Origin of the sequence: Paraburkholderia graminis C4D1M, from assembly GCF_000172415.1 — a bacterium.
Lineage (GTDB): Bacteria > Pseudomonadota > Gammaproteobacteria > Burkholderiales > Burkholderiaceae > Paraburkholderia > Paraburkholderia graminis.
On record NZ_ABLD01000005.1, the window covers coordinates 401,870 to 419,156 of the forward strand.

Annotated in this window: 16 protein-coding genes; 9 read left to right on the top strand and 7 right to left on the bottom strand. The window is 62.7% G+C overall.

Annotated features, from left to right (window positions below; genetic code table 11):
* Window positions 1-245 precede the first annotated feature (245 nt).
* Window positions 246-611, bottom strand: coding sequence for a hypothetical protein (locus BGRAMDRAFT_RS12095; protein ID WP_006049025.1), 366 nt, complete (start codon window positions 609-611; stop codon window positions 246-248).
* Between the two features lie 344 nt (window positions 612-955).
* On the opposite strand from BGRAMDRAFT_RS12095, the gene BGRAMDRAFT_RS12100 reads away from it, so the two are divergent.
* On the top strand, window positions 956-1,579 hold the full coding sequence (locus tag BGRAMDRAFT_RS12100) for a glutathione S-transferase family protein (protein ID WP_006049026.1): 624 nt from the start codon (window positions 956-958) through the stop codon (window positions 1,577-1,579).
* 116 nt (window positions 1,580-1,695) lie between these two features.
* Here BGRAMDRAFT_RS12100 and fabV read toward each other — a convergent pair whose 3' ends face one another.
* Window positions 1,696-2,892 carry an enoyl-ACP reductase FabV gene (gene fabV, locus BGRAMDRAFT_RS12105; RefSeq protein WP_006049027.1) on the bottom strand — a complete coding sequence of 399 codons (1,197 nt, stop codon included), beginning with the start codon at window positions 2,890-2,892 and terminating at the stop codon, window positions 1,696-1,698.
* A 320-nt stretch (window positions 2,893-3,212) separates the two neighbouring features.
* Between fabV and BGRAMDRAFT_RS12110 the strand changes: the two genes are divergently transcribed.
* Window positions 3,213-5,726: a penicillin-binding protein 1A gene (locus BGRAMDRAFT_RS12110; RefSeq protein WP_044020885.1), complete on the top strand. Its 2,514-nt coding sequence runs from the start codon at window positions 3,213-3,215 to the stop codon at window positions 5,724-5,726.
* Between the two features lie 28 nt (window positions 5,727-5,754).
* Here the strand turns inward: BGRAMDRAFT_RS12110 and BGRAMDRAFT_RS12115 are convergent, their stop codons facing one another.
* Window positions 5,755-7,107 (bottom strand): MFS transporter, encoded by a 1,353-nt coding sequence (locus BGRAMDRAFT_RS12115; protein ID WP_006049029.1) that lies wholly within the window; start codon window positions 7,105-7,107, stop codon window positions 5,755-5,757.
* 289 nt (window positions 7,108-7,396) lie between these two features.
* Between BGRAMDRAFT_RS12115 and BGRAMDRAFT_RS12120 the strand changes: the two genes are divergently transcribed.
* Complete coding sequence (locus BGRAMDRAFT_RS12120) at window positions 7,397-7,708, top strand: hypothetical protein (protein ID WP_006049030.1); 312 nt, start codon at window positions 7,397-7,399, stop codon at window positions 7,706-7,708.
* A gap of 74 nt (window positions 7,709-7,782) precedes the next feature.
* Here BGRAMDRAFT_RS12120 and BGRAMDRAFT_RS12125 read toward each other — a convergent pair whose 3' ends face one another.
* Both BGRAMDRAFT_RS12125 and BGRAMDRAFT_RS12130 read right to left on the bottom strand, forming a co-directional pair.
* The gene (locus tag BGRAMDRAFT_RS12125) at window positions 7,783-8,235 is read right to left on the bottom strand and encodes a cupin domain-containing protein (protein WP_006049031.1); all 453 of its coding nucleotides are present in this window, start codon (window positions 8,233-8,235) and stop codon (window positions 7,783-7,785) included.
* Window positions 8,232-8,936, bottom strand: coding sequence for an FMN-dependent NADH-azoreductase (locus BGRAMDRAFT_RS12130; RefSeq protein WP_006049032.1), 705 nt, complete (start codon window positions 8,934-8,936; stop codon window positions 8,232-8,234). The genes BGRAMDRAFT_RS12125 and BGRAMDRAFT_RS12130 overlap by 4 nt, the downstream gene beginning before the upstream one ends.
* Before the next feature lie 284 nt (window positions 8,937-9,220).
* On the opposite strand from BGRAMDRAFT_RS12130, the gene BGRAMDRAFT_RS12135 reads away from it, so the two are divergent.
* Window positions 9,221-10,693 carry an HD domain-containing phosphohydrolase gene (locus BGRAMDRAFT_RS12135; protein WP_006049033.1) on the top strand — a complete coding sequence of 491 codons (1,473 nt, stop codon included), beginning with the start codon at window positions 9,221-9,223 and terminating at the stop codon, window positions 10,691-10,693.
* A gap of 21 nt (window positions 10,694-10,714) precedes the next feature.
* On the opposite strand, the gene BGRAMDRAFT_RS12140 is transcribed toward BGRAMDRAFT_RS12135, so the two are convergent.
* Both BGRAMDRAFT_RS12140 and BGRAMDRAFT_RS12145 read right to left on the bottom strand, forming a co-directional pair.
* Window positions 10,715-11,056 carry a cupin domain-containing protein gene (locus tag BGRAMDRAFT_RS12140; RefSeq protein WP_006049034.1) on the bottom strand — a complete coding sequence of 114 codons (342 nt, stop codon included), beginning with the start codon at window positions 11,054-11,056 and terminating at the stop codon, window positions 10,715-10,717.
* Between the two features lie 243 nt (window positions 11,057-11,299).
* The gene (locus BGRAMDRAFT_RS12145; RefSeq protein WP_198143916.1) at window positions 11,300-11,875 is read right to left on the bottom strand and encodes a TetR/AcrR family transcriptional regulator; all 576 of its coding nucleotides are present in this window, start codon (window positions 11,873-11,875) and stop codon (window positions 11,300-11,302) included.
* Window positions 11,876-12,057: 182 nt separating this feature from the next.
* Here BGRAMDRAFT_RS12145 and BGRAMDRAFT_RS12150 point away from each other — a divergent pair, with 182 nt between their 5' ends.
* The 5 genes from BGRAMDRAFT_RS12150 (at window position 12,058) to BGRAMDRAFT_RS12170 (ending at window position 17,249) form a co-directional block, all read left to right on the top strand.
* Complete coding sequence (locus tag BGRAMDRAFT_RS12150; RefSeq protein ID WP_006049036.1) at window positions 12,058-12,801, top strand: SDR family NAD(P)-dependent oxidoreductase; 744 nt, start codon at window positions 12,058-12,060, stop codon at window positions 12,799-12,801.
* A gap of 274 nt (window positions 12,802-13,075) precedes the next feature.
* Window positions 13,076-13,309 (top strand): hypothetical protein, encoded by a 234-nt coding sequence (locus BGRAMDRAFT_RS35350; protein WP_232292258.1) that lies wholly within the window; start codon window positions 13,076-13,078, stop codon window positions 13,307-13,309.
* 306 nt (window positions 13,310-13,615) lie between these two features.
* Entirely contained in the window at window positions 13,616-14,410 is a 795-nt protein-coding gene (locus BGRAMDRAFT_RS12160) for a gamma-glutamyl-gamma-aminobutyrate hydrolase family protein (RefSeq protein WP_044020894.1), read from the top strand.
* A 30-nt stretch (window positions 14,411-14,440) separates the two neighbouring features.
* Complete coding sequence (locus BGRAMDRAFT_RS12165) at window positions 14,441-15,775, top strand: glutamine synthetase family protein (RefSeq protein ID WP_006049038.1); 1,335 nt, start codon at window positions 14,441-14,443, stop codon at window positions 15,773-15,775.
* A 37-nt stretch (window positions 15,776-15,812) separates the two neighbouring features.
* On the top strand, window positions 15,813-17,249 hold the full coding sequence (locus BGRAMDRAFT_RS12170; RefSeq protein WP_006049039.1) for an aspartate aminotransferase family protein: 1,437 nt from the start codon (window positions 15,813-15,815) through the stop codon (window positions 17,247-17,249).
* Window positions 17,250-17,287 lie beyond the last annotated feature (38 nt).

Here is a 17,287-nt window from a genome sequence, read left to right on the forward strand (position 1 = left end):
GTGGGAGGCGAGGTGGTTTGGGCGGGTGTTTTTTACGGAGGGGACGCGGGAGGGAAGGCGTGTCGCGCAGGTGTTTTCGCGGGTTTGAAGAGATGGCGAGCAGGGCGAAGCGCGAGATGCGGACTTGCTGCTGAAACGGCTTCCCGCACCGCCAGAGTTCGGCGTCGGGATTCGTGCGAAACGTTCGTTTTTAGACTTGCGGGCAAAAAACGCGCGGCGGCGCCAGCTTGCCCTCTCGATACCAATCAGTCCGCCGTCCGCCGGTCCGCCAGCGCCTTCTCGCAGTCCGCGAGAACCTGCCGGACGAGCCGCGCTTGCGGATCGAGTTCGTCGGTGTCGAGAATTTCCTCGACGGCGTCGCGGGCCCAGTCGGTGTCGACGAAGCGCGCGTGCCGGCGGGCGATTTCCAGCGCGGTGGCCGACAGCTTGGCGATGGCGAGCCAGTCAGCCTCGCGCGCGCGCCGGTCGAGCCATTTGTGGGCGGCCTGCACGTGGAACGCCGCGTCGGGCCAGTCCTCGTTGAGGTAGTAAGCGCCGAGGCTGCCGCATGTGAGCCAGCACAACAGCTCCAGACGGTCCCGCGGACTCAGATGGTGGCGTACATCACTCATGGCGACGCTCGCTGCGGTAAATTGCTTTCCGGGGGAGGCGGCGTGCAGCCGTCCTCCGCATGGATTAACAATATCACGCAGAATTCATCAGCGGCAATTCCCGGGCGTACCCTGGCGCACGCGGGGCGGCGCTTTGTTCGGGCGCTGGTTTAACGGCGGGCCACTCGCCCCGTTGGCACAAAACCGGACACGAGCGCGAGACGCCCGGCAAGCAAGCAGCAGGAGCCGGTAACGAGGCGCCCGGCAAGCAACGCGCCCAACCGCGCAGGCACCCGCCGCGCCCCAGCGGAAAATCCGCCAACGCGCTAACGTAACGTTTCCTTCCACCATCGCATCCACGCCCCATGCTGCAGATTCTCGGCAAACCTACCTCCATCAACGTGCGCAAGGTGCTGTGGACCTGCGCGGAACTCGGGCTCGCGTTCGAACGGGAAGATTGGGGCGCGGGGTTCCGTCCAACCAACGTCCCCGAATTTCTCGCGCTGAATCCGAACGCGATGGTTCCCGTCATCAGGGACGGCGACTTCGTGCTGTGGGAGTCGAACTCGATCATCCGCTATCTCGCGGGGCGCTATGGCGGCGAGTGGCTTTATCCGGCCGACGCGCGCGAACGCGCGCGCTGCGACCAGTGGATCGACTGGCAGGCAAGCGAATTGAACCGCTCGTGGAGCTACGCGTTTCTCGCGCTCGTGCGGCAATCGCCGGCTCATCGCGATGCGCAGCAGATCGAGGCGTCGCGCGCGAACTGGGCGAAGCACATGGCAATCGTCGAAGGACAATTGCAGCGCACCGGCGCATTCATCGCGGGCGACGCCTTCTCGCTCGCGGACATTCCGATCGCGCTATCGATCAACCGTTGGCTCGAAACCCCAATTGCACGCGACGATCTGCCCGCGGTCGACGCATACATGACGCGCCTTGCGTCGCGCGATGCGTATCGCGAGTACTGCCGCAACGGCACGCCGTAAGCGCGACAGCATCAGCGAACGAGGGGGAGAAAAAGCAGAGGAGGAAGCAAACGAGACAAACAATGCGGGGCGCAGCGGCCCCGCATTCTCAAAACGCGGCTAAAACCCGCAAAAACTCAGACCTGAACAAGCCGCGGAATCTGCACGTCGGGATTCACGTCGGCCTCATAGTCGACGCCCGCGATCTCGAAGCCGAACAACCGCAGAAAGTCGGTCTTATAGCCGGCGAAATCCGTGAGTTCGTAGATCGTGTCGTTCGTCACCTGGCCCCACAGCGCTTCCACACGTTGCTGCACTTCCGGGTCCAGCTCCTTGTAGTCCGCGCGCAAACGGCCTTCTTCGTCGATATGCGGCGCCGCGCCGTACAAGCTGTCCTTGTATAGGCCATAAACCTGCTCGATGCAGCCTTCGTGCGTGCCTTTCTCCTTCATCACCTTGAAGAGCAGCGACAGATAGAGCGGCATCATCGGAATCGCGGAACTCGCCTGCGTGACGACCGCCTTCAGCACCGACACGCGCGCGTCGCCGCCTTTGGCCGCGAGCTTCGCGCGGATATCGAGCACCTTCTGGTCGAGGTCCTTCTTGGCCGCGCCGATCGAGCCGTTCCAGTAAATGTCGTGCGTGATCTTCTCGCCGAGGTAGGTGAACGCGGTGGTCTTCGCGCCGTCCGCGAGCACGCCCGCTTCGAGCAGCGCGTCGATCCACATTTGCCAGTCCTCGCCGCCCATCACCGCGACCGTGTGGTCGATTTCGGTTTGCGTGGCGGGTTCGAGGACGGTTTCCTTGATCACTTCCTTGTCGGTATCGATGCCGCGCAGCGTGACTGCCTTGCCGACCGGCTTGAGCGTGGACGTGAACACCTCGCCGGTTTTCGGATGCGTGCGCTTCGGTGCGGCGAGGCTGTAGACCACGAGGTCGACCTGGCCGAGATCGCGCTTGATGACTTCGATGGTGCGCGCCTTCACTTCGTCGGAAAACGCGTCGCCGTTGATGCTCGTCGCGTAGAGGCCCTCGGCGGCGGCGAACTTCTCGAACGCCGCGCTGTTGTACCAGCCTGCCGTGCCGGCCTTCGATTCACTGCCGCCGCGCTCGAAAAACACGCCGAGCGTGTCCGCGCCGCAGCCGAACGCCGCGCTGATGCGAGCGGCCAGTCCGTAGCCCGTGGATGCGCCGATCACGAGCACCTTCTTCGGGCCGTTGGCGATGGGACCGCGTGCCTTGACGTAGTCGATCTGTTCCTTGACGTTGGCCTCGCAGCCCGTCGGATGGGTGGTTACGCAGATGAAGCCACGCACGCGCGGTTTGATGATCATGAAGCACCTCTTGTCGGAATTGGCGACATTATAGTGGCCCGCGCGGCTGCTGGCGCGGCACGCGGGATCGGCTGCGGGGAGCGGCAAACAGGCAGCAGACGAGCGGCACACGAGCGGCGAGCGAGCAACAAACGAGCGGCGAGCCGCGGCGAGAACCGGCAAAGCCGCCGAAAAGCATCGGCAAAGCAGCAACAAACGCACAACAAAGCAGCAACAAACCCGCAACAAAGCCACCGCCGTCCCACGGCTGCACGGGCAAAAATCAGCCCAACCCGCACATCTTGGTAGGATTCAGCCTTTTCCCGCAGACGGTAGCCAGCGTGAAGCGCCTTATTCCCCTGATTCTGGAGACACTCGACCGAGGTCTGACCCGCGTGAACCCGCTCGTGGCCGCGGCGCTGTGGCACCTGCGCCATCCGACCCGCCGCGGCGTACTCAAGGCGTGCGCGGCGCTTCCGCTGCTGTTCGTGCTGTATGTGCTGGTCCTGATTCCGTTCACACCGGGCATCGGCGATATTCGCAAGGCGAAGATCGAGCAGCCGGCGCGCATTCTCTCCGCGGACGGCAAACTGCTCGCCGAGTTCAAGCCGTCCAACCGCGAGTGGGTCAAGCTGAAGGACATCTCGCCGAACGTGGTCAATGCGCTGATCGCTACCGAAGACCATCGCTTCTATCAGCATTTCGGGCTCGACTGGCGGCGCACGGCATCGGCCGCGCTGCATACGTTTTCCGGCGACCGGCAGGGCGGCTCGACCATCACGCAGCAACTCGCGCGCAATCTTTATCCCGACGAAATCGGCCGCGCGCCGACGCTCACGCGCAAGCTCAAGGAAGCGATCACGGCCTTCAAGATCGAGGCGCTCTATACGAAGGACGAGATCCTCGAAACCTACCTGAACACCGTGCCGTTTCTGTACAACGCATACGGCATCGAGATGGCCGCGCGCACGTACTTCGACAAGTCGGCGTCGGAGCTGAACGTGCTCGAAAGCGCGACGCTCGCGGGCATGCTGAAGGGCAACAGCTATTACAACCCGGTGCTCAATCCGGAGCGCGCATTGCAGCGGCGCAATACCGTGCTCGGGCAGATGGTGAAGTTCGGCAAGCTCACGCCCGCCGCCTATCAGACGCTCAGTAAAAAGCCGTTGCGCATCGACTTCGAGCGGCAGACCGAGCCGCCCGGACCCGCGCCGCACTTCGCGCAGCAACTGCGCAAATGGCTTGCGGCATGGGCCGACCGGAACGACTACAACCTTTACTCCGACGGCCTCGTGGTGCGCACCACGATCGATTCGCGTCTGCAGACGATGGCCACGCAGGCGGTGATTTTGCAGGGCAACCAGTTGCAGGGCATCGCGAATGCGGCGTGGGGCAGCCGTGCCGGTTGTTCGAACGGCAAGGACCTGCTCGCGACGTTCCTGCGCGAAACGCCCGACTATCGCGCCGCGAAAGACACGGGCCTCTCCGACGACGACGCGCTCAAGCGCGTGTCGGCGAACCGCGGCCTCGTGCAGTCGGTATGCGAATCGAAAACGCGCGTGCAGGCCGATTTTCTCGCGATGGACCCGCGCAACGGCCAGATCCGCGCGTGGGTCGGCAGCCGCGATTTCAGCCAGGACCCGTTCGATCATGTGCAGCAGGCGCGGCGTCAGCCGGGCTCGACCTTCAAGCCGTTCGTCTACGCGGCGGCCTTCGAGGCGGGCGCGAAACCGTCGGACACGTTGCTCGATCAGCCCGTCGAAATTCAACTCGCGGGCGGCGAAGTCTGGCGTCCGGGCGACGAGGACGAACCGAGCGAGCGGCCCATCACGCTGCGCGACGGCCTCGCGTATTCGCGCAACCGCATCACCGCGCAACTGATGCAGACAGTCGGTCCGAACAAGGTCGCGCGGCTCGCCCGCGCGATGGGCGTGCGCGACAGTCCGCTCGAGGCGGTGCCGTCGCTGGCATTGGGCACGAGCCCGGTCACGCTGAAGGAAATGGTCTCGGCATACGGCACGATCGCCAACCTCGGCGGATACGTGGAGCCGGTGATGGTCACGCGCATCGAGGACCGCAACGGCGAGGTGCTGGCCGACTTCGCGCCGACGCCGCCGCAGCAGGAACTGTCCGCCGATGCGGCGCGCACGCTCGTCGACGTGATGCGCGACGTCGTCAATCGCGGCACCGGATCGGCGATACGCGGACGCTTCGGCGTGCGCGGCGACGTCGCCGGCAAGACCGGCACGACGCAGGGCAACGCGGACGGCTGGTTCATCCTGATCCATCCGCAACTCGTGGCTGGCGCGTGGGTCGGTTTCAACGACAGCCGCGTGACCTTGCGCAGCGATTACTGGGGGCAGGGGGCGCATAGCGCGCTGCCGATCGTCGGCGACTTTTTCCAGCGCGCGCAGCGCTCGAAGCTCGTCGACACGCGCGTCAAATTCGACACCGAGCACCAGCCTGGCTGGTTCGCCGAGCGTTCGGAGCGGTTGCGGGCGTGGTTCCAGCAACTGTTTCCGCCGACGGCGCCGACGGTCAAGCCGGATGCGGCGGTGACTGCGCGGAATACGACGCGGCGTGCGCCGGTTGAGGTTGCTTCGTCGGAGGCGGGGGCGGCTGCGTCGAGTGCCGCGGCGGCTTTGGCGGCGAGCGAAGACACGCGGGCGCTGCCGCCGTTGCTGACGGCGCCTGGCGCGGCTTCAGGTGCGGCGGTTCTGAATGAGCCGGTCCACGGCGAAGCGCGCGGCGCCGGCACAGCGGCTTCGGCACCGACGCCCACGCCCGACGACGTGATGCCGCCGGATGCGGTGAGCGTCGAAGGTCAGCCGAGCGGAGCGGGTGCGTCGGAGTGAATGCCTGCACAAGCCACGTGAGCCTCGCCTAATATTCCGCCACGCCTGGCCGCCCCGGCGCTTCCCGCTGCGCCCCGCCCGCCGACGTCTCCAGCGCCGTATCGTGATGCAGCAGCAGCGCGGCCGCCGCGCCGACGAGTCCAGCGCCTCCGAGGCACAGGAGGCCCGCGCCGAAGCCGCCGGTGCTGTCCTTGATCCAGCCCATCGCGTAAGGTCCGAAGAAGCCCGCGAGGTTGCCGAGCGAATTGATCGCGGCGATGCCGCCCGCCGCCGCGGCGCCCGAGAGGAACGCGGCCGGCAGCGTCCAGATAACGGGCAGGCAGCCGAAAATGCCGAAGCCGGCGATCGACAGCGCGATCATTTTCTGCACCGGATTATCGAGCCCCGCCGACGCCGCGATGCCAACCGCGGCCACCGTCAGCGCGAAAGCGACATGGCGTTTGCGTTCGAGCTTGCGGTCCGAATGACGTCCCCAATAGACCATGCTGATCACGCCGACGATATACGGCAACGACGTCACGAAGCCCGTCTGCAAGTTGGTCAAGCCGAACGACTTCACGATCTGCGGCAGGAAAAAGCTCAAGCCATAATTCGTTGCGTTTGCACCGAAGTAGATGAGCGCGATGGCAAGCACCCGCCGATTGAAAAGCGCTTCCTTCACGCTGAATGCATGCGCGGCCTCGCGATGTTCGCGCTCCTGCTTCTGACGCGCGACGAGCCATTCGCGTTCGTCGTCGGCAAGCCAGGTTGCGTCGGCCGGCTTGTCGGTCAGGTAGAACCAGACCGCGAACGCGAGCAGCAGCGCGGGCGCCGCTTCGATCAGATAAACCCATTGCCAGCCGGCGAGCCCGCCGAAGCCATCCATGGAGAGCAGGGCGCCTGAAATGGGCCCGCCTATCACCGTGGATAACGGAATCGCCGCCATGAAATAGCCGACCACGCGACCGCGATAGGCGGCCGGAAACCACAATGTGAGCAGGAAGATAACGCCGGGAAAGAAGCCCGCTTCAGCCACGCCGAGCAGAACGCGCAAGCCGTAAAAAACATGCGCCGCCGAAAACCCCGTGTATTGCGCGATATGTGGGATATACGCCATCGCGCCGGCGAGCAGGCCCCACGTGAACATGATTCTCGCGATCCAGCGACGCGCGCCGAACTTCTCGAGCAGCAGGTTGGACGGCACTTCGAAAAAGAAGTACGCGATAAAGAAAATCCCCGCGCCGAAACCGAATGCACTCGCGGAAAGCCCGAGCGCCTTGTTCATCTGCAGCGCGGCGAAGCCGACGTTCACGCGGTCCAGATAGGCGATGAAATAGCAGACGATCAGGAACGGCACGAGCCGAACCGTCACACGTTTCATGGTACGTGCTTCGAGTTCCATCGATGTCTCCTCCAGTTCATTGTCCGGATGGTTCAGAAGATGCCGTTACAGACTAGTCGCTCGGCCACGTTTCGGGAAGTGCTTTAAACAGTCCGCGCGCGCCAATGCGTCGAGGCCGCGGTCAGTAAGCGCACGCGGATTGTCCGGGCGAAGGCAACAGTGTTTTCGACCCATGAGGCTGATCTCCAGCGGCAGATTCAGGATAATTCGATTCGCGGAAAAACCATCTAACCGATCCGCGACGACTCCGTCGGCGGATCACGCAACGATCAGCAAACTCAGGTACATCATGTTGAATAAGCTACGCGATTGGGCGCGCGTCGCTCTCGCAGCGCTCGCGACAGGCGGCGCGCTTGCCGGCTGCGCATCGTCGACGCATGTCGTCGCAACCGATAAACCCGGCACGTATACGGTCGCCGCGAGCGCGACGGGCGGGCGCATGGCATGGGCCCGCGCACACGGCGAGGCGCTGAACGAAGCGCGCGATTACTGCGAGCGCCTCGGCATGCAAAGCAGTGTCAAGGAAGAATCGGTGAGCGGGGTGGCGATGCTGACGACGCACGCGTCTTCGCTGAACTTCGAATGTCATCCGAAGTTCTAGAACGAAGCGCGTGCGGCAGGGGTGTTGCGCGGTTTGCGCTGCGGTTTGCGCTTATTTTGCGGCTTATTTGTAGCTTATTTCTTGTGGTCGAATGTGACGAGCTTGTTGTCGTTTGTGTCCGCCACGAAAATGGCGAGGAGGCGGGCCGGCTCGGTATCGCTCGCATTTTCGCTGACGGTGTGATGCGCGCCCGGCTTCTCGATCCAGTGCTCGCCCGCATGGAACACCTGCGCTTCTTTGCCGTCGACGCCGCTGCGAATTGTGCCCGACAACACATACGCGACCACGAAAGCCTTTCCGTGCCGATGCGGCGACGACTTGCCGCCCGGCGCGTAATCGACCACCAGCGCCGTCATTTTCTTGCCGGGCACGTTGGCGATCGCTTCGGCGAAGGCAGGCGTGATGGTCTCGGCAGCGGCAGCGGCGGCGGCTTGGCCGGTTGAGTCGGCGGCAAGCGCGGCTTGCGAGGTGGCGAGCATGCCGAAACCGGCGAGCGTTGCCGCGGCAATCAGGGTGTGTAGTTTCATTGCGTCATCTCCGAGTCTGCGTCTTCATGTTGTGCGGCGTCTGCGTTATTCGCATGCGAAGCCGCGTTTGCCGAATTGGCCCAGCTAGCCGCCACCGCCGATAATTCGTCGCGTGCGCGTTCGAGCGCTTCGGCTCGTGCTTCCTGATTCGCGAACTGCAACGGCTGCGCGTCGACGAACGCCGGCGCCGCGACGCCGAGAAATCCGAACGCGGCGTTGAGCGCGGGCGTAAGCGCGTCCATCGACGCGTACGGCGAGCCCGGCCGCAAGTCCGCGCCGCGGCTCGTGATGAACAGCACTTTCTTGCCCGCGAGCTGGCCGACGATGCGGCCGTCGTCGCCATGCTTATAGGTAACGCCGGCGCGCGAAATCGCGTCGACGAACGTCTTGAATGCGGACGGCATCGACCAGTTGTACATGGGCATCGCGAACACGAGCGCATCGGCGGCGAGCACGCGCTGGCAGAGCGCATCCGACGCCGCGAGCCGCGCCTTCATGGCCGGCGTGCGCTCGTGCGGCGCCGCGTAGATTGCGATCGCGAACGCTTCGTCGACGTGCGACGGCGTATCGACGGAGACATCGAGATAATCGACTTCCAAGTCCGGGTGCCCGGCGCGCAGACGTTCCACAAAAAAACGGCTCAACGCCCGCGAGTTCGAACGCTCGCGTTTCGCGCTGGCATCGACATGCATGAGCTTCATCGTCGGTTCCTTCAGGGTTGAATGGGTGATGTCAGATTAGTGCCTGGAGTGGCTTTCGGAAATGACCGGTTTTTGAGAAATTGAGGTGGCCAGTTCGCGTCGGCGGGCGGACATTTCTAAAAAGCTCTGTCATGCGATTCGTTGATAATTTATCTTATGTCAAATCAACTATTCGACGGCGCGCACATCTCATCACCTCCGATCCACCAGGCACTGCGGTGCAGCGCTTCGAACCGTCGCGTATGATTGTTAGCCCATTCCGGCGACGTACCCTATCCCATCCGATGTTCGACCTTCAGACCAGCCACGCCACGCTGCGTATTTTCGATGCGGTGAGAGCCCTCGCTTTCATCGGTGATCTGAGCATGGGACAGCCGACCGATCATTCGTTGCGCACCGGGTGGCTAGCAGTACGGCTCGCAGAAGCGGCCGGACTCGAGGCCTCGGCCTGCGACGCGGTCCGCGAGGTGTCGCTGCTACGTTGGTCGGGTTGCACGGCAAACGCGGCAGGGTTCGCAACAGTGTTCGGCGACGATATCGCGGTCCGGACAGCGATGCTCGAGAGCAGGCCCGGCATCGCGGAGACGATTGGCGGCGTCGGCGCCGCGATGATGCCTCTCGCGCAAACTCACTGCGAAGTATCCGGCGAGGTCGCGCGAATAATGGGGCTTTCGAGTGGGACCGAAACGGCGCTGCGCCACATTTTCGAAACCTGGGACGGCAGCGGCGTGCCCGCACAACTCGCCCGCGAGGCGGTGCCGATATCCGTACTCGTCGTCGCGCTTGCTGGCGACCTGGAGGTGTTCAGCCGCACATATGGAGTCGAAGCGGCGCTTGCGCTGATCGAACAACGCTCCGGCGCGCGGTATCCGGAGAGCCTCGTCGCAGTCGCGACACGCCACGCCGGCAGTTGGCTGACGGAACTGGAGCGCCAGGCGCTGAATGATTTTGACGTCGTGCTCGCGACCGCCGATATGCAACGGACCACGTCGGCGGAATTGATCGCCGACATCATCGATCTGAAATTGCCGTGGATGACGGGCTTTTCACGTGCGGTCGCAATGACGGCCGCCGAATGCTACGCACGATTCGCGTCGGATGACGCAGCAGGCGCGCTTGTCTATCGGGCTGGATTGATTCATGGCATCGGCAGGGCCGCCGTGCCGAATGAAGTGTGGAACCTACCTACTCGCTTGTCGCCGAGCGCCTGGGAAAAGGTGCGGCTCGTGCCCTACTGGACGGAGCGCGCCGGCAAGCAAACCGGCTCGCTCGGCGAAGCCACCGTGCTTGCGTCCCATGCGTACGAGCGGCAAGACGGCTCGGGGTATTTTCGCGGCGTGCGCGACCCGGCATTGACGTTGGAGGCTCGTGTGCTGGCTGCGTCGGTGGCATGGGTTGCGTTGCGCTCGCCGCGCCCGTGGCGCGCCGCGCTGACCGATGAGGCGGCCGCACACGTGCTGCAAGACGAGGCTGCCAATGGCCGGCTATGCCGCGAGGTGGTGGACGCGCTGGTGGCGGAACGGATCCCCGTCGCAAGGCGCGCGGCAAGAAGTGTGTCACATGGTCCGCGTCTGTCTGCGAGAGAGATCGACGTCCTGCGTGCGATCTCGCGAGGTGCGAGCAACAAGCAAGCCGCGCAGGAATTGACGATGAGTCCGAGCACGGTGCGCACCCACGTGGAGAGCGTGTTTCGCAAGCTCGAGTGTTCGACACGCGCGGCAGCAACACTCAAGGCGTCGACGATGGGCCTGATCTAGCTGCATGGCGTTGCCCTGCCCTCAGCGAGACGATCCGGCCAGCACAATGTCCGGGACGCCGCCCGCCTGGACCGTGAGATAGACGACATCCTCATTCGTCTCGTTCTTGACGTGGTGAACGGTGCCCGGATCAACCGAGTAAAATTCGCGCACCTCGGTGCTCTGAACCTGACCGTCGATATTCAACTCGACGGTCAAGACGCCCCGGATCACGAGAAACCGGTCACTGACATTCGTGTGGTGATGCCATTGCGTTTCACCGCCGGCTTGAACCGTCGTTTGCAGGATCGAGCACCCTTCCTCGCGCAATAGCGTCTTGTACTGCACCTTGCCGTTGGCAAGCGGAATATCGTTGTCATTCATTTCATTCTCCGATGCGAGTCAGTAGCGTGTTGTGTCGCCGCGGCTCCAACGGCATCATGGCAGCCGACTGATCGCTGAGGTATCGGTCGAATGACCGATACGCGCGAGCGTGCCTCTAAAGCACGTTTCCGTTCCAGTCGAAAGAAGCCGGAATAGCGAAATTCTGCGCGCCTGAAAACACCTTGACGCGACGCGAAGCCGGTTTTCAAGCCCAGCGAAAATACTTCGCTGCCCGAATCAATGTTAATCAGGCTTTGCACGTGTGTCGCAGTGACGAACCAGCGCCTCCCATCCCGCCATCGTCATCTCAGCGACGGCCTGGAGTTCTGCTCTTTCGGCGCCGTCCCGCGCCCGGATCGCCATACCGCTTTGTACTGTTTGCAGGAACCTCGCGAGTTTCGCTATATCCACGGACCCCGGCAACTCACCCTCGGCAACGGCCCTTTCCAGGCGCGACACGAGCACATCAAACGCTCCACCTCGCGCGGCCCGCATCAAGTCGCCGAGCTCGGCATGGCCGTCGCTCCCGACGCTCCCCAGTGTGACCATGCAGCCGTGCGGCAGACCGCAATCTGCCCCAGTCATCGCCACGGCTGAGTCCCACAGATAGGCGAACGCCGCTTCGCGTGCTGTGACCGCCTTGCGAAAGCTTCCCAGGACCAGATGCTCGTAGGTCTCCGAGTAAAACCGCATCGCTTCGGCATATAGCTCGTCTTTCGATCCGAAAGCGGCATAGAGGCTGGTCGGGCCGACGCCGAGCGCATTGGTCAGGTCTGCGATTGAGGTCGCCTCATAACCCTTGATCCAAAAAAGCCTCATGGCTTGCGCCAATGCAGCCTCGCGATCGAAAGCGCGTGGCCTGCCGCGGCCACGAAGTGGGCGTCCAACGGTGCTCGGAGATTTCTCTGATTTTTTTTGCATCGATCACTACACAAATATCTTGACTGTCTGTGCCGCCGATTTTACCATTTATGCATCGATCACTACATAAAAGGCGGGCAATGAATAACGATCTAGTCGGAAAACGGGCATTGGTCACCGGCGGCTCCCGGGGCATCGGCGCCGCGATCGCACTTGCGCTTGCAGAAGAAGGCGCGGACGTTGCGCTAACGTTTCAGAACTCAGCCGAGCGCGCGCAGGCAGTCGTGGCTTCAATTGAGAAGCTAGGCCGCCGCGGTGTCGCGATCAAAGCCGACATTGCCGATCCGGCCGCCATCAGGCGATCGATCGATGAGGCCGTTGGCGCGCTGGGCGGGCTCGACATTCTCGTCAACAACGCTGCCATCGCTCGCTACAACACGATCGCCGACTTCGGCCTGGCGGACATCGACGCTCTCCTTGCGGTCAACATCCGCGGTCCCATTCTCGCGACGCAGGCAGCCATCCCTCACATCAAAGCGGGCGGTCGGATCATCACGATCGGCTCCGCCGGAGCTGATCGCATCGTGGGCGCAGCGGGAACGGTCTACTACATGACCAAGTCCGCACTACAGTCGTTCACACGCGGGCTGGCTCAGGAACTGGGCCCGAAAGACATCACTGCCAACCTCGTTCAACCGGGCTCGACCGATACCGAAATGAACCCGGCTAATGGCGAGAGCGCGGACTTGCAACGCAGCCTCGCGCCGCTGGGGCGCTTCGCCGCGCCGGCTGACATCGCTGCGGCCGTCACGTTTCTCGCAAGCCCGGCGGCAAGGCATGTCACTGGAACAATTCTCACGGTCGACGGGGGCTTGCTGACTTAGGTCGGTAATGCACGATTTTTCGGCGCTCCAAAATTGCCGAGTGCATACATCCCAACAATGCATCCACGCTCACCAATCCAGAAAACAATTTGACGGCATCACCGGCTCGTATATGCTGGTTAACAGGCGATCGTGATACCGCCGTCGGAAAACACGTTCATCATGTTTTCCGACGCAGCGAATACACGATCATCCGACGCGCAGCTTCTGTCAATGCCCCGTGCGATCAAGGCAGCGTGTTCAATACGTTCAACGTCGCTAATCGAGTGTCATCGTGACAGTCCGTGGCCCTTTGGTGAGATGGAACCGCAGTCACGCGAGTTGTCCGCGCGCTGACGGCGCCATCGCCAACGGCAGCAGCGGCAGCCTTGCGTTCCGCCGCTTCCTGTCCGTCTTCAAGATCGTCTTTACAATCATCTCCCGCCGTTCAGTTCGGCGTCACAACTCTATCTCCGCGCGCGCCTTCATCGCGGTGCGTACAGACGAAGTCGCGTCGCTGTTGCCCTAGCGCCTCCCTCCTTTTTGCCGTTCGATCCGTCCGTCTGCGTGAACGCGTTCGCCTGAATCGCGCGTTTGCTTGCGTGCGCCGTTGCCTGACGTCCATCCGTCGCGCACGCGTGCGCCCGCTCGCGCATCGCGGCGGGCGGCATCGAACGGCTCATCAGATCGTCACGCGCGGCGCGTTCCGTTGACGGCGACCGCCTGCCCTGCTCCGCAGCCTTGAAGCAGGCCGCGCGGCCGCGAACTCGCGCCCCGCCGTGTTTCGAAGAATGTCGCGCCGCATTTCGCGGCCGGATAAACACATCTATTCGTTATGCGAACTAAACCACTGGTTGCCATCACCGCCGACAGAACGACGATAGGCATGCATCCATCACACGTGGCCGGCGAAAAATACATCGCGGCGATCGTGGACGGCTCGCGAGCGCTCGCCATGCTGCTGCCCGCGTTCGGCGAGCGTCAATCGGCGCAAGACGTACTGGCCACTGTCGACGGCCTCCTCTTCACCGGCAGCTATTCAAATGTCGAGCCGCACCGCTACGGCGGGGAGCCGCACGAACCGGGCACACTGTACGACGCGGCCCGCGACTCAACGACTCTGCCTTTGCTGCGCGCCGCAATCGAAGCGGGCGTGCCCGTACTCGCCGTATGCCGAGGGTTCCAGGAAATGAACGTGGCATTCGGCGGAACGTTGCACCAAAGCGTGCATACGAGTGCGGGCTTTGCCGACCATCGCGAGAACAAGGCAGACAGCCTCGACGTGCAATACGCGCCCTCTCATTCTATTTCTCTCGCGCCAGGCGGCTTATTGCAGCGCCTCGCATGCGGCGCAAATGAAGCGCGCGTGAATTCATTGCACGGCCAGGGCATCGAGCGATTGGGCGCGGGCCTCGCGATCGAAGCCACTGCGCCGGACGGATTGATCGAAGCGGTCAGCGTAGAAAACGCGCGTGCTTTCGCGCTTGGCGTGCAGTGGCACCCCGAGTGGAAGCATGCGAGCGACGCGCTCTCCACCGCGATTTTTCGTGCCTTCGGCGACGCGTGCCGCAACCGGCTACGCATGACGACGAGTTACGGCGCGTCATCCGTCGCCGCGAAGCAAGGCTAACAGTAGCGCTATAAAACCGAGAGAAAAATCATGCATGACATCGACGATTTTCTGAAGAAGCACCATGTGACTGAAATCGAAGCGATCATTCCCGACATGGCCGGCATCGCGCGCGGCAAGATCATTCCGCGCAGCAAGTTCGAATCCGGCGAGTCGATGCGCTTGCCGCAAGCGGTAATGATCCAGACCGTCACCGGCGATTATCCGGACGACGGCACGCTGACCGGCGTCACCGACCCCGACATGGTGTGCGTTCCCGACGCCACGACGATTCGAATGATTCCCTGGGCCGTCGATCCAACCGCACAGGTGATTCACGACTGCGTGCACTTCGACGGCACGCCCGTTGCCATCTCGCCGCGCCGCGTGTTGCGCCGCGTGCTGGAGCTGTATCGCGCGAAAGGTTGGAAGCCCGTCATCGCGCCCGAACTCGAGTTCTATCTGGTCGACATGAACAAGGACCCGGACCTGCCCTTGCAACCGCCGATCGGCCGAACCGGACGTCCCGAGACCGGACGCCAGTCGTATTCGATCGAAGCGGTCAACGAGTTCGACCCGCTCTTCGAAGATATTTACGAGTACTGCGAGGTGCAGGAACTCGAAGTCGATACGCTGATTCACGAAGTGGGCGCCGCGCAAATGGAGATCAACTTCATGCATGGCGATCCGCTGAAACTCGCGGACAGCGTGTTCCTCTTCAAGCGCACGGTGCGTGAAGCCGCCTTGCGTCACAAGATGTACGCGACGTTCATGGCGAAGCCAATGGAAAGCGAGCCGGGGTCGGCGATGCATATGCACCAGAGCCTCGTCGATGAAGAAACCGGCCGCAATCTTTTCACCGCCGCGGACGGCAAGCCGACCTCGCTTTTCACGAGCTATATCGCCGGTTTGCAGAAATACACGCCGGCATTGATGCCGATTTTCGCGCCGTACATCAACTCGTATCGGCGGCTGTCGCGCTTCATGGCCGCGCCGATCAACGTCGCGTGGGGCTACGACAACCGCACAGTCGGCTTTCGTATTCCGCATTCCGGGCCCGCCGCGCGCCGCATAGAAAACCGCATTCCGGGCGTGGATTGCAACCCGTACCTTGCGATTGCGGCGACGCTCGCGGCCGGCTATCTGGGCATCACGCAAAGACTCGAAGCCACCGAGCCGCTGCTTAGCGACGGCTATGAATTGCCCTATCAATTGCCGCGCAGTCTCGAAGAGGGTCTAACGTTGATGAGCGCATGCGAACCCATTGCCGAAGTACTCGGCGAAAAATTCGTGAAGGCCTACCTCGCATTGAAAGAGACCGAATACGAAGCGTTTTTCCGCGTGATCAGTTCGTGGGAACGCCGGCATTTGCTGCTGCACGTCTAACGCACACAAAGCCAACAAGCCAAACACTGGAGGCAACATGAGTTACCGGACAGAAGACATCGCTTATGTGCAGCCGGCGCAATCCGCGGCGAACACGCCTGCCGCGCAGCAACGCACTACCGCCGATTTCCGCGCACTCGATGCCGCTCACCACATTCATCCGTTCTCTGATATGGGCGCGCTCAATCGCAGCGGCAGTCGCGTGATCGTGAAAGCGCACGGCGTGTATCTGTGGGATTCGGACGGCAACAAAATTATCGACGGCATGGCGGGTCTTTGGTGCGTCAACGTCGGATACGGTCGCAAGGAACTCGCGGATGCGGCCTATCGGCAGATGCAGGAACTGCCCTACTACAACACGTTCTTCAAGACCACGCACCCGCCGATAATCGAGTTGTCTGCCTTACTCGCCGAACTCGCGCCCGAGCCGTTCAATCACTTTTTCTACTGCAATAGCGGCTCGGAAGGCAACGATACGGTGCTGCGCATCGTTCATCAATACTGGGCCACGCAGCGCCGGCATTCGAAGAAGATCGTAATTGCGCGCAGAAACGGTTATCACGGCTCGACCATCGCAGGCGCGACGCTCGGCGGCATGGGTTATATGCATGAGCAGATGCCGTCGAAAGTCGAGAACATCGTGCATATCGATCAACCGTATTTTTTCGGCGAAGCAGAAAGCGGCCAGACGCCCGAGGAATTCGCGCTGGCTCGCGCGCAGCAACTCGAAGCAAAGATCCTCGAATTTGGCGCTGAAAACGTGGCCGCGTTTATCGGCGAGCCGTTCCAGGGCGCGGGCGGCGTGATCTTTCCCGCGTCGACTTATTGGCCGGAAATTCAGCGTATTTGCCGCAAATACGACGTGCTGCTAGTCGCGGACGAAGTGATCGGCGGATTTGGTCGCACCGGCGAATGGTTCGCTCATCAGCACTTTGGTTTCGAACCCGATCTCATCACGCTCGCCAAGGGACTCACGAGCGGCTATGTGCCGATGGGCGCCGTCGGTTTGCACGATCGCATCGCAACCGCGATTATCGACAACGGCGAGTTCAATCACGGCCTCACCTACTCCGGTCATCCCGTGGCCGCCGCCGTTGCGGTAGCGAACCTCAGGTTGCTGCGCGACGAGAAAATTGTCGAGCGCGTGAAGACGGACACCGGTCCGTACTTCCAGAAAAAACTGCGTGAGACGTTCGCCAATCATCCGGTTGTCGGCGAGATTGCCGGCGCCGGACTCGTGGCCGGCGTGCAACTCGCGGAACAACCTGCATCGCGCAAACGCTTTGCGAATGGCGGCGATGTCGGCACGCTCTGCCGCGACTTCTGCTTCAACGGCAATCTGATCATGCGCGCAACCGGCGACCGCATGCTGCTGTCGCCGCCGCTCGTGATCAGCAGGGAGGAAATCGACGAGATCGTTGCGAAGGCGAAAAAGGCCGTCGATGCGACAGCGCGGCAACTGGGCCTCTTATAACCGATTGCGGCTTCAGGCATGCGCGTAGGCGTCAGGCA

What these genes read in the sequence shown, in the direction of transcription:
- BGRAMDRAFT_RS12170 (WP_006049039.1), top strand. Translation starts at nt 15,813, where the DNA reads ATGAGTTACCGGACAGAAGACATCGCTTATGTGCAGCCGGCGCAATCC.
- BGRAMDRAFT_RS12100 (WP_006049026.1), top strand. Translation starts at nt 956, where the DNA reads ATGCTGCAGATTCTCGGCAAACCTACCTCCATCAACGTGCGCAAGGTG.
- BGRAMDRAFT_RS12130 (WP_006049032.1), bottom strand. Translation starts at nt 8,936, where the DNA reads ATGAAGCTCATGCATGTCGATGCCAGCGCGAAACGCGAGCGTTCGAAC.
- BGRAMDRAFT_RS12145 (WP_198143916.1), bottom strand. Translation starts at nt 11,875, where the DNA reads ATGAGGCTTTTTTGGATCAAGGGTTATGAGGCGACCTCAATCGCAGAC.
- fabV (WP_006049027.1), bottom strand. Translation starts at nt 2,892, where the DNA reads ATGATCATCAAACCGCGCGTGCGTGGCTTCATCTGCGTAACCACCCAT.
- BGRAMDRAFT_RS12120 (WP_006049030.1), top strand. Translation starts at nt 7,397, where the DNA reads ATGTTGAATAAGCTACGCGATTGGGCGCGCGTCGCTCTCGCAGCGCTC.
- BGRAMDRAFT_RS12160 (WP_044020894.1), top strand. Translation starts at nt 13,616, where the DNA reads ATGCGAACTAAACCACTGGTTGCCATCACCGCCGACAGAACGACGATA.
- BGRAMDRAFT_RS12165 (WP_006049038.1), top strand. Translation starts at nt 14,441, where the DNA reads ATGCATGACATCGACGATTTTCTGAAGAAGCACCATGTGACTGAAATC.
- BGRAMDRAFT_RS12150 (WP_006049036.1), top strand. Translation starts at nt 12,058, where the DNA reads ATGAATAACGATCTAGTCGGAAAACGGGCATTGGTCACCGGCGGCTCC.
- BGRAMDRAFT_RS12140 (WP_006049034.1), bottom strand. Translation starts at nt 11,056, where the DNA reads ATGAATGACAACGATATTCCGCTTGCCAACGGCAAGGTGCAGTACAAG.
- BGRAMDRAFT_RS12135 (WP_006049033.1), top strand. Translation starts at nt 9,221, where the DNA reads ATGTTCGACCTTCAGACCAGCCACGCCACGCTGCGTATTTTCGATGCG.
- BGRAMDRAFT_RS12115 (WP_006049029.1), bottom strand. Translation starts at nt 7,107, where the DNA reads ATGGAACTCGAAGCACGTACCATGAAACGTGTGACGGTTCGGCTCGTG.
- BGRAMDRAFT_RS12095 (WP_006049025.1), bottom strand. Translation starts at nt 611, where the DNA reads ATGAGTGATGTACGCCACCATCTGAGTCCGCGGGACCGTCTGGAGCTG.
- BGRAMDRAFT_RS12125 (WP_006049031.1), bottom strand. Translation starts at nt 8,235, where the DNA reads ATGAAACTACACACCCTGATTGCCGCGGCAACGCTCGCCGGTTTCGGC.